The organism is Vibrio sp. 811 (genome assembly GCF_033339195.1).
The window spans coordinates 142,083-152,711 of the sequence record NZ_JAWOUB010000010.1 but is presented as its reverse complement, the minus strand read 5'-3'; the positions used below and the strand labels follow the sequence as shown (position 1 = coordinate 152,711).

8 protein-coding genes are annotated in these 10,629 nt (G+C 44.5%); 2 read left to right on the top strand and 6 right to left on the bottom strand.

Translation table 11 applies throughout. The features are described from left to right. Positions 1-107: 107 nt before the first annotated feature. From R7Q46_RS15995 to R7Q46_RS15970, 6 genes are all read right to left on the bottom strand, one after another. Complete coding sequence (locus R7Q46_RS15995) at positions 108-533, bottom strand: phosphate-starvation-inducible protein PsiE (protein WP_025768316.1); 426 nt, start codon at positions 531-533, stop codon at positions 108-110. Between the two features lie 168 nt (positions 534-701). Further along, positions 702-1,541: an ABC transporter ATP-binding protein gene (locus R7Q46_RS15990; RefSeq protein WP_005379372.1), complete on the bottom strand. Its 840-nt coding sequence runs from the start codon at positions 1,539-1,541 to the stop codon at positions 702-704. A 35-nt stretch (positions 1,542-1,576) separates the two neighbouring features. Next, positions 1,577-2,434 (bottom strand): ABC transporter ATP-binding protein, encoded by an 858-nt coding sequence (locus R7Q46_RS15985; RefSeq protein WP_005379371.1) that lies wholly within the window; start codon positions 2,432-2,434, stop codon positions 1,577-1,579. Between the two features lie 9 nt (positions 2,435-2,443). Continuing rightward, positions 2,444-4,270 (bottom strand): extracellular solute-binding protein, encoded by a 1,827-nt coding sequence (locus R7Q46_RS15980; protein ID WP_005384774.1) that lies wholly within the window; start codon positions 4,268-4,270, stop codon positions 2,444-2,446. Between the two features lie 37 nt (positions 4,271-4,307). Next, positions 4,308-5,351, bottom strand: coding sequence for an ABC transporter permease (locus R7Q46_RS15975; RefSeq protein ID WP_005379369.1), 1,044 nt, complete (start codon positions 5,349-5,351; stop codon positions 4,308-4,310). Position 5,352: 1 nt separating this feature from the next. Next, the gene (locus tag R7Q46_RS15970; protein ID WP_005384771.1) at positions 5,353-6,378 is read right to left on the bottom strand and encodes an ABC transporter permease subunit; all 1,026 of its coding nucleotides are present in this window, start codon (positions 6,376-6,378) and stop codon (positions 5,353-5,355) included. Between the two features lie 820 nt (positions 6,379-7,198). Here R7Q46_RS15970 and R7Q46_RS15965 point away from each other — a divergent pair. Further along, a complete protein-coding gene (locus tag R7Q46_RS15965) occupies positions 7,199-9,799 on the top strand; it encodes a TonB-dependent receptor plug domain-containing protein (RefSeq protein WP_104975749.1) in 2,601 nt (866 codons plus the stop codon). A gap of 65 nt (positions 9,800-9,864) precedes the next feature. Beyond that, positions 9,865-10,629, top strand: a complete 765-nt coding sequence (locus R7Q46_RS15960; RefSeq protein ID WP_005379365.1) for a DUF3450 domain-containing protein — start codon at positions 9,865-9,867, stop codon at positions 10,627-10,629.

Below are 10,629 nucleotides of genomic sequence, written 5' to 3'. Positions count from 1 at the left end.
AGCATGAGTAGTTTTACAGGCAAAGCCGAAACGGATGATAACCACCTACTGAAGTAGGTGGTTTAGGGCTGAAAAACAAAAAAGCCCCGCTAATACGGGGCTTTCTTTTATTCGTCTTTTTCCAAGGTACTGTTATCAACGTAGGGCCAATAATGATGTCCAATTCTGATCAGCAAAGTAGCCGCAGCCAAAATAAACGCAGCCAGAGATAACCACACAACCAAAACTGCATCCAGCTCTTTCATTCCGAGAGTGATATAGCGGGCGATCGCCATCATCGCGATGTAGATAGGATAGCGTACCGGAATTTTACCGTTCATCACGAACTGCTGCACCATGGCGAGCACTTCCAGATAGATAAACATCAAAAGAATATCTGTGAGTAAGACACGCTTCTCTACAAATACGTGCACAAACTCTTGCATCATGGCGTACAACGTCGCCAAGGTAATAGAGACTAATAACACCGCCTCTAAAATATGGAAGATTTTCAGGAAAGGTCGACTAAAGGATTTCGGTAAATTCGACGGCATGGTCCATTATCCAAAAAAAGAAAATAGGCCTTGAGTTTAGCATGCAACGATCTTCAATCAATCAGAATAAACATCAGTGCAAATCGACTCCAAGTCCTGGCATTTGCTTATAAAAACGCTCCGCTTATTTGGCGGAGCGTTTTTGTGTTATAGGACCTGTGGCATCACTTACGCCACTTGCTGCTTTTTTTCAGCTACGCGCTTTTTCTTCCGATATTTAGGGTGAGTGATCGGAATCGCAGATAGGAGTTTTTTGGTGTATTCGTTTTGCGGGTTTGCATAAATTTCTTTAGCGCTGCCTGCTTCTACCACTTTACCAAAATACATCACGGCAACTTTGTCAGAGACATGTTTCACCACAGAGAGATCATGAGAGATAAATATGATCGCCAAATTCATTTCTTGTTGCAGTTGTAGCAATAGGTTCAAGATTTGCGCCTGTACCGACACATCTAACGCAGATACCGATTCATCACAAATCAGTAGTTTAGGCTTCAATGCAATCGCGCGAGCAATACCGATACGCTGCCGTTGTCCGCCTGAAAATTCATGTGGATAACGGTTTACTGCCGTTTCTGGTAATCCCACTTTGATTAAAAGCTCTTTTACCCATTGTTTACGCTCTGTTGGCGTGCCAATTTTATGAATAACAAACGGTTCTTCCAGAATCATACCGATGGTATGACGCTGATTGAGTGACTCCATTGGGTCTTGAAAGACGATTTGCATGTCTTTACGCAGCGAGCGCATCTCTTTCACAGACAATTTTGTGATGTCTTTACCTTCAAAGAAAATCTTACCTTCCGTTGGCTCGTATAACTTTAAGATCGTGCGACCAAGGGTGCTTTTACCACAACCTGACTCACCAACTAGCCCCAGTGTTTCACCTTCAGAAACAGACAGTGAAACCCCGTCTACCGCTTTAATGGTGTAGCCTTTCTTGAACAGCCCTTTACCAGAAACAAAGTGCTGCTTAAGATTTTCAATTCTTAATACTTCTTTTGCCATAACATCCTCTTTTATGACTGGTTCACTTTGCCCAGTTAACTGGCAAACATACTGGCATCAATAGGCTTGATATCGATCATCTGCTTCGGCTCATTATCTAAGCTCGGCATCAACCCCATCAAACGCTCTGTGTATGGGTGCTGCGGGTTATCAAACAACTCAAAAATTTCTGCTTTTTCGACAATACGTCCGCCATACATCACGGCAACATCATCACACACTTCTGCCACAACCCCGAGATCGTGAGTGATGAAGATCATCGCCATGCCCGTTTCTTCCTGAAGCTCGTTCATCAGTTCAAGGATAGACGCCTGAACCGTAACATCCAACGCTGTAGTCGGTTCATCACAAATCAGAATATCCGGCTTACAGGCCAATGCCATCGCGATCATGACACGCTGGCGCATACCACCAGATAGGTTATGGGGATACTCATTCAATCGCTTCTCTGGCATTGGAATTTTTACTTTTGCCAGCATCTCAATCGAGTACGCCTCCCGCTCCTTTTTGTCGAGCTCAGGTCGATGGAGCTCAAGCACTTCACATATTTGACGACCAATGGTGTGCACTGGGTTGAGCGCAGTCATCGGGTCTTGGAAGATGATCGAAATGCGATCGCCACGCATGGCGTACATCTCTTCCGCAGGCAAATCAACTAGGTTGGTGCCGCGATAATTCACTTCACCTTTAATGATGTTGCCATATGGCTTAGGTAATAGCCCCATGATCGACATTGAGGTTACGCTCTTGCCACTACCTGACTCTCCCACCAGGCCGAGTGTACGTCCAGCTCTCACATCAAAGTTCACACCATGCAGAACCTTCACAGGCCCATCATCGGTGGTAAATTCAACTTCGAGATCTTTAACACTTAGGATTACATCGTTTTCCATAACCAATCCTTACAGCTTATAAGTGTCATCTACGACAACAACAGGTTCAAAAGCTTTGCCTGATTTCATCGCTTGTTTCGTTTCTTTTTTGATATCACTATCAATCCAGTAAGTGCCATCGCCTATGATTGAACCACTGAACAGCGCCTCTGTCATGCGATTCATTGGCTTATCTGGAAACTTTAACCAGCGCCAGTGACCATAGCGGACATAAGGAACCATGTAGCCTGGGACGATAACGTGAGCATCAATGATGTCACGCTGAATCTCATGACCTAGCTGGATCTTTTTATCCATATCCATGCCAAAACGATACTCGATGATCTTTTCATCCAGTTCAGGCGTGCTGTAGTTTGTGAAAGAGTTAGTTTGCGGCTTGTTCGCATTGACAGAATGGAAGTACTCCCAATACGTTGGGATCTCAGACGTACCCATATCTAAGAAAGCCAAATCGTGCTTTTTCTCACGTACGTATTTGAACATGGATGAGCCATCAACTAACTTGAGCTCAATATCCAGCCCTGCTAGCTTGGCTTGCTCACGCAAAAATGCAATACGAGGAGTATGAACAGGTGTTCCGTAGGTCAGCTCGAAGCTTAAGCGCTCACCTTTATCATTGACACGAATACCATCAGAACCAATTTTGTTAAAGCCTGCGGCTTCGAATGCCTCGGCCGCTTTTGCGGGATCAAACTTCGGTGCCTTAGCATCTGGTAGGGTGTATTTACCATGACCATAACCGGTCGGGTTTGGTTTACGGGAGTAGTCGCCACGCATGACATTCTCTATCATGCCATCAAAGTCAATCGCGTAAGTAATGCCCTTGCGAATGTTTAAATCATCCAGCAAAGGCATCGCGGTGTTCATCCATACACCACCAGCCCCAACTGGGAATTGGTTGTAACCCCAGAACTTTTGAATGTATCCCTTTTGGTAAGGTTCCGTATTCGATTTATCATGCCATAAGCTTGGTAAAACAAGACCAAATGCATCCAGCTTCCCTTTCTCAAAGTGCTTCATCGCGATATCACTGTCGCGAATCACTGTGATGCGGATTTTGTCGACATTATAGCGATGTTGATAATACTTATTGCTGTAACCCCACCAGTCTTCACCGACATGTTTGAAGGTCACACTTTTACCTTTTTTAATGTCATCTAGGTAGTATGCACTGGTCGTTGGTTCACTTTTAAAATTGTAGTAGCGGACAAAGTTGTCATGTATACCGTCACCATTTTCATCTTTTGAAGGGTTAGCATAAAAATGTGCGGGACGTGGGCGCAGAGCCCCCATTCGTAACAGCAATTCTTCCGGATTGAACTCTTTCGCCGCCTTAACAGCAAACGTGTGAGTGTCGTACTTGATAACATCCGCAATCGTTTTGTTGTAGTAATCGTTGTACCAAGGCTCCAAGATGTCCTTGGAACGATAAAACTTAAGCATGAATACAAAATCGTCGGCAGTCACAGGTTTGCCGTCCGACCATTTGGCTTCAGGGTTGAGTTTGAAATAGACCGTTTTGTTGTCACCTGCTAACGCCCACTCGTTAGCAAGCTCAGGGATAAACTCTAAAGTATCTGGGTGGCGGACCACCAAGCCTGGTGTTTCATCTAAGATAAAAGAACGTAGCCCTGCATTAGCGTCTGGGCCAACACTACGTAACGTCTGCGGGAAACTTGACATAAAGGTGCGATAAGTCCCTCCACGTTTCGCTTCTGGCGAACCATATTGAGGCTCATCCCAGTTTGTTTGCCAGTTTAAGTCAGTCGGAAGCGTTGCTGACATTGCACCAAAACTCAGGGCGCTCAGCGTGGACGCTAAAAATAATTTCTTCATAAAACTTCCCTTTTTATGTTTTGCTCACAATGCTCGCTTAAACATAGCGTGTGAATTTTTTCGGGTCGAAAGCCGCTCGAATGGCTTCACCAATAAAGGTCACCATTACCAGAACCAGAACAATAGAAGTCACTACTGACGCAACAATCCATGGCGAATCTAAGTTTGACTTACCTTGTTGCAGTAGTTCACCCCAACTTGGCGTTGGTGGCATCAAGCCTAAGCCTAGGTAATCGAGAGCAGTCAGTGCTGTGATGTTAGCTGCAATAGTGAAAGGCGCTAGGGTTACAATCATCACCATCGTATTTGGCAAGATGTGATTAAACAAGATACGTCCAGTCGATGCCCCTAAAGCACGTGCCGCCATTACATATTCGCGTGCCGCTTCTTTATAGGTCATGGTCCGCATGTACCATGTCATCCCCATCCAAGTGAAAAGCACGTTAATAGCGACAAAGAGAGCAAACGTCGGTTGAACGATTGAGACAAGAATCATAATGACGTACAAAAACGGGACCATTGACCAGATCTCGATAAGTCGCTGTACAAACAAGTCAAATTTACCGCCCCAAAAACCCATAGCACAACCGACTGCAGTACCGATCGCGTAGGAAATGGCCATCGTAAGCAACGCAAATCCCATCGCCGTTCTGAATCCGTAGACGAGTCGCGCCAAAATATCGCGACCTATCACATCTGTACCTAAATAATGCTTATTTTCGGCACTAGGTGCTGTTGGCGGGAAATCACCACTAAAATCTTGTTCATATGGGTTCCACGGCACAAGCGGCAAAATAACAAAGTTGTCGCCCCCTTCAGCCTCAAACGCTTTTTGCAGTACACGATAATCGGCTTCACTGGATGACTCTTGGCCGAATTCGCTACCTAAACGTACGTCACTGACAACAGGAAAATAGTAGCTACCATCGTACTTGACGACTAGCGCTTTACTGTTGATCAAAAGTTCGGCGAATAGAGAAAGGATCAACATGATAGAAAGAGCAACAAACGACCAATAGCCTCGTTTGATCTCTTTAAAGTGACGAATTTTCTTTTGAGTTAATGGACTAACTTTAATCATGTTACGCTCCAAACTTCACACGTGGGTCGACTAAAGCAACACAAATATCTGAAATAATGTTACCAATGAGCAGTAACAACGCATTAATGGCGACAATACCCATAACAACAGGGTAATCACGCTCCATGATTGATTCGTAACCCAATAAGCCAATGCCATCAATATTGAAGATAACTTCAATCAGGAAAGCACCGGTCATGAAGAACAACAAAGAGTTACCAAAGTGACTCGCGATTGGAATTAAGCTGTTACGCAACGCGTGCTTACGAACTGCTTTTTTGAAAGGTAATCCTTTCGCAATTGCGGTGCGGATGTAATCTGAGGAAAGGTTTTCCATCAGGTTATTTTTCATTGTCATCGTCAGCGTGGCAAAATCACCAATGAGGTAACAGATCAAAGGCAACACCGCATGCCACATAATGTCTTTAGCGCGTTCAAAGAAGGTTTCGTAATCGTCGAAGTCATCGCCGACAAAGCCTCCCATCGGAAACCATTCCAAGTGATAACTAAATAACGTGATCAGCAATACACCCACCACATAACCTGGTAGCGCGTAGCCTACGAAAATGAGTACTGAAGAGGCGGAATCAAACACAGAACCGTGCTTGAGCGCCTTATAGTAACCAAGAGGAATCGAGATAAAATAACTAATAAAGAAGGTCATGCCGCCATAAAACAACGACACTGGCAAACGCTCTGCGATCATATCCGAGACAGGCTCGTAGTAACGCGTCGACTCGCCAAGATCTAGCATTACCAAACGACTTAACCACTCGACGTACGCTTCCGTTACAGGTTTATCCAGGCCATAAAACGCATTCAGCTCCGCGATTTGATCGTCAGAAAGGGCCGTATTACCACCCGCAGACGTCATTGATGCGGCGCCATCTCCCTGAGACTGCATTTGTGACAACATGCGTTCAACAGGTCCGCCAGGCACGAAACGAGTGATAGCAAAGATGAGAATAGTTATCCCGAGAAACGTTGGGATAACCAACGCCAAACGGCGTAAAAAGTACGACAGCATATACAACTTGCTCCTTGTCTACTGTCCAGTTCAAACGGAGTGAAAGAGGATATTTTCCGCCCAAAATGGTGCATATTTATCTCGTAGTAACTAAAACTGTTGAAGCACACTCCCTGCGCCTCAAGAGCTAGACTTTTCTACTACTGCAATAATTTCAGCGTCATATTTATCTTGAATCCACATCAGCTTCAAGTGTTTGAAACCAAAACATGACAAACTTCCTTCGATGTCGAAAAACAGAAATGTTTTTGTAAAAAATTATAAAAAACCACAAAAATAATTCATACAGAATATCAATCTAGGCTGTTTAGAGCCAAAACCCTACATAAAAATGCACCCTACACACATAAATAGACACATAATCCAAGGTTATATTTGACCTAAAAATACGAGTGAGCCCTTTAACCGCAATGGGTATCATATTTTGATACCACCTAATAAGTTCGAGCTAACAAAGTATGGATTCGATATAAAACTCATCTCAGAACAATTCACTGGAAAAATATCTTTTTCCAGATTCAATTACCCACTAAAAAACCATAGGCAAGATAAGTCATTAAAGTTTATAAGAAACACAAAATACGGTGTTTTATTGAAATTTAATATCGATTCATAAATATTATTCGGTTTTTTATTCCGCTTTTTAAATAAAGCCTGGTTATTTACATCTTTTTTACATTTAAGCATCCCCGTTTACCACTGGTTTGACTTCCTTTTTTCATCTCGGTTATACATTGGCCGAACGTTAACGAAATATTAACGTCACATTTGGCCGCTATGCGGCCAGACATAGGAAATAATAATAATCGGAGCAACAAGGATGTATAAAAACACAACCGCTTTATCTGTTGCGATAAGCCTTGCTTTGGGGACAGCAGCAGTTGCAGCCCCAGCAACAGCACTGGCAGAAGAGCAGCAAGTTGAAAAACTTCAAAAGATGAAAGTTACTGGTTCGCGTATCTCCACGACGGATATGGAAGGTCCTTCACCAGTTACTGTTATTAATAGTAAAGACATTGAGTCTAAAGGCTTTAACAGCGCGCAAGACGTATTGAACAGTTTGACCCAAAACACAGGTGGTGTAATGGCTCAAACAGACTCTTTCTCGTTTACACCAGCAGCGCAGTCAGTCAACTTACGTGGCCTTGGCGCGTCACGCACATTGATTCTTATTGATGGCCGTCGTCTTCCTCAATACCCGCTAGCACAAGATGGTACATCTAACTTCCAAGATATCGGCCAAATCCCTGTCGCCGCCATTGAGCGTGTTGAAGTAATGACCGACTCAGGTTCTGCTATCTACGGCTCCGACGCAATCGGTGGTGTCGTAAACTTCATTTTAAAGAAAGACTTTGATGGCGTTTCTGTAAAAGTACGCGCGGGTGACGCGACGGATGGTGGTTACCAAAACGGCCGTTTAGACGTTGTGGCTGGCAAAAACTTTGACGACAAACGTATTCTCTTCGTTGGCCAATTTGCGGGCAACGAAATGCTAAAGCAATCTGACCGAGATGATTGGGCTGGCGATGACGGTTCTAGCCGTTCTCAGCTAAGTGGCTACTCTAGCTACGGTGCAAACTTTGAAGGCGCCAACGGAACACTTCTAACACCAGCTGATGCTGGTTCTTCATGTAAAGAAGTCGTTGGTGATGCCGCGATTGAACGAGCGGATGGAAAGTGTGGTGTTAACCGTTCTGCATACCGAACATTAAAACCAGAAAACAAACAAGTAGACCTACTTTTACGTGGTGAAATGGACATTAACGACAATGTCACTGCCATGGCAGAAGCCCGTTTTGGCTACAAGTCTACAGAATCTGAATTCGAACCTAACCCTTACAGCGTTGAAGTTGATGCCACTCACTTCCGCGGCGAAGGCGAATACACTCGCCGTATGGTCGAATTTGGACCACGCGAAAGTAACACTGAAGCCGATTCTTTTGGCTTAACCTTAGGCTTGAACGGCCTGCTTGCTGATACGTATGATTGGGACCTATCCGCTGGTTACTCTGAGCAAAGCGTTGAAACAAGCAACCCAGCAATCTTTCTAACTCTCGACCAAGCTGTACAAAATGGTGATGTCGATCTTCTAGGGCCTATCTCACAAGACGTTGTAGACAAATACAGCGGCACTTCAAGCAAAGAAGCTTACTCAAAGCTTTACTCTGTTAACGGCTCACTGGCTGGTGATTTGGTTGAACTTCCTGCAGGTATGTCTGGCTTTGCTGTTTATGGTGAATGGAACCGTACTGACTACAATGAGACGATTGATGCTACAACAGCAGCTGGTGGTTTCTCTGGTCTAGGTGGAACATCAGGCGGCGGTGACCGCGATCAGATTGGTCTTGGTGTTGAAGCTCTTATTCCTATCATTGAAGATTTAGAAATGACTGTCGCTGGTCGTTACGACCACTACTTCGACGACTCGGCAACTGGTGGCGCATTCACTCCTAAAGTAGCCCTAGCATACCGTCCTACTGACACCCTATTGCTACGTGGTAGCTACGGTCTAGGCTTCCGAGCTCCAGACTTGAAGCGACTATTTGGTGATCAAACTCGAGGCTTTGGTTCTGGCTTTGACCCAGAGCTTTGTACCAATGCTGGTGGTAGCGGCCCACAAGATAAAGATAAGTACCCAGAGTGTGATACTCAGTACTTCGATACGCTTAATGGCCCTAACTCAGAGCTGAAAGAAGAAACAAGTACAAACATTAACTTGGGCCTAGCGTGGGAGCCTGTGGATGATCTTGGTGTAACCGTTGACTGGTACCACATCAAAATGGAAGACGTCGTAACTGCACCAACTTACCAAGATGTAATTAACGATCCAGGTAAATACCCAGGTACTGAAGTCGTTCGTAACCCAGATGGCACCATCAAGTCGGTATCCTATGGTCCAGTGAACCAGTCGTATGAAGAGCGTTCTGGTATTGACCTAGCGATCAAATACGCATACGACACTAATGAGTTCGGTTCATTTAACACGCGTGTTGCTGTAACGAAGATCTTGATTGCTGAATATCAAGAAAACGACAGCGAGCCTGTAACGGATGAAAGAGATTTCATGCCTGAATACACCGCAACGTTAAATCTTGGCTGGGCATATGAAGATGTCGCTATCAACCTATTTGGTAAATACCGCGACCGTATGTGTTCAAGCTACGCAAACCGTTACTACTTTGATGACTGTGATTCTGCTAAAAAAGCGGGTTACAAAGCAGAAATCGCTAGTATGACAACGTGGAACCTAACGGCTTCTTACCAATTCAACGAGAGTGGTCGTGTAACTCTTGGTGCTATCAACATGTTTGACAAAGTACCGCCTGCAGATCCTCTAAGCGATACCTCTCCATTCTATGCAACTGGGTATGACGATCCAATCGGACGTCAGCTATACGTCGAGGCATCATACGACTTCTAAAAAATATTTGGCGCGGGTTTTCCGCGCCCTTTTCGACTGACTAAAACACTGACAAGGATGCAACCATGAAATTCAAGGAATTTGGTCTCAGTGCCATAGCTGCAGCATTGCTTACTATCAGTAGTAGCTCTATAGCGGCCAACTCTGGTGCTGTCGTTTCCACACAAGCAAAAGCAAATCAATCTTCAGAAGCTTCGCAACAAAAAATCGACAATTATGCCGAAAGTACTGAAGGCATGTTGGCAGAATACAAAGGCTTACTACGTCAAATCGACAGCATGAAAGTCTACAACGAGCAAATTAATCGTATGGTTCAATCACAGCAAGGTGAATTGGACTCATTAAATAACCAAATTGCTCAGATCGATCAAACGGCAACAGAAGTAGTGCCACTAACACTTAAAATGATCGATGCACTCGATGAGTTTGTGACTCTCGATCTGCCTTTCCAGAAAAAAGAGCGTAATAAACGTGTCCAAGAACTGCGTCGTCTCATGGATCGCGCCGACGTAACGACTTCTGAGAAATTCCGTAAAGTGATGGAAGCCTACCAAATTGAAGAAGGCTTCTCTCGCTCAATTGAATCTTACAAAGCTAGCCTAGATAGAAATGGGGAAACCGTGACTTACGATTTCCTACGTATTGGTCGCACGGCGCTTTTATTCCAATCTCCAGACGGTGGTGAGACAGGTATGTGGAACCAACAAACACGTCAATGGGAAACATTACCGGAAAGCTACCGCATAGCGGTACAGCAAGGCCTTCGTATCGCGAAGAAGCAAGCGCCACCAGCGCTAATCAAATTGCCTGTATATGCTGGGGAGGAATAA

Coding starts and splice junctions, on each gene's coding strand:
- R7Q46_RS15995 (WP_025768316.1), bottom strand. CDS start 533: ATGCCGTCGAATTTACCGAAATCCTTTAGTCGACCTTTCCTGAAAATC.
- R7Q46_RS15990 (WP_005379372.1), bottom strand. CDS start 1,541: ATGGCAAAAGAAGTATTAAGAATTGAAAATCTTAAGCAGCACTTTGTT.
- R7Q46_RS15985 (WP_005379371.1), bottom strand. CDS start 2,434: ATGGAAAACGATGTAATCCTAAGTGTTAAAGATCTCGAAGTTGAATTT.
- R7Q46_RS15980 (WP_005384774.1), bottom strand. CDS start 4,270: ATGAAGAAATTATTTTTAGCGTCCACGCTGAGCGCCCTGAGTTTTGGT.
- R7Q46_RS15975 (WP_005379369.1), bottom strand. CDS start 5,351: ATGATTAAAGTTAGTCCATTAACTCAAAAGAAAATTCGTCACTTTAAA.
- R7Q46_RS15970 (WP_005384771.1), bottom strand. CDS start 6,378: ATGCTGTCGTACTTTTTACGCCGTTTGGCGTTGGTTATCCCAACGTTT.
- R7Q46_RS15965 (WP_104975749.1), top strand. CDS start 7,199: ATGTATAAAAACACAACCGCTTTATCTGTTGCGATAAGCCTTGCTTTG.
- R7Q46_RS15960 (WP_005379365.1), top strand. CDS start 9,865: ATGAAATTCAAGGAATTTGGTCTCAGTGCCATAGCTGCAGCATTGCTT.